General features: G+C 36.0%; 1 protein-coding gene. It reads right to left on the bottom strand.

All coding sequences use genetic code 11. The annotated features are described in order from the left end of the window. Positions 1–42: 42 nt before the first annotated feature. Positions 43–405 (bottom strand): IS200/IS605 family transposase, encoded by a 363-nt coding sequence (gene tnpA, locus K5G00_RS29530; RefSeq protein WP_317235576.1) that lies wholly within the window; start codon positions 403–405, stop codon positions 43–45. Between the last annotated feature and the right edge of the window lie 164 nt (positions 406–569).

Raw genomic sequence — 569 nt, 5'->3', positions numbered from 1 at the left:
ATTAAAAAACCACCTTCTAAGAAGGTGGACTTGTGAAAGCCCCTATAAGGGGCCGAAGTTGAGCCTTTGCTGCTCTTCTAAACGTTCTTGTTCTTCCTGATATTTGACATATTTCTTGATTTTGTCTTCGTCAAGCCCAATAGTGTCCGCACAATATCCTCGCGACCAAAAATGGTTGCCCCAATAAGGTTTCAGTTTTAATTGAGGATAACTTTTGAAGATTTTGATGGCAGTCTTGCCTTTTAGTATTCCCATCAATTGCGACAATGACATTTTGGGTGGCATGCTTACGATTAGGTGAATGTGGTCAATTTGAATATTCATTTCAGTTAATTCACATGATTTCCATTCTAAATGCATCGGAATATCTTTTAAAAGTTGTTCCTTAACAAGACCTTCAAGAATTCGATATCAGTACTTCGGTGCCCAAACAATATGATAGGTACACCGATATATCACATGGCTTAGTTTTTTGAAATTACTCATCTCTCTAAGTTAATAATTTTAAATGCAAAGCCATTTAAACATGACCACCACCAAAGGAGGTGGTTTTAAAGATTATAATAAAA

Source organism: Maribellus maritimus, from assembly GCF_022267315.1.
GTDB lineage: Bacteria > Bacteroidota > Bacteroidia > Bacteroidales > Prolixibacteraceae > Draconibacterium > Draconibacterium maritimum.
The sequence above is the reverse complement of the archived record's forward strand: the minus strand, read 5'-3'. Positions and strand labels throughout refer to the sequence as shown.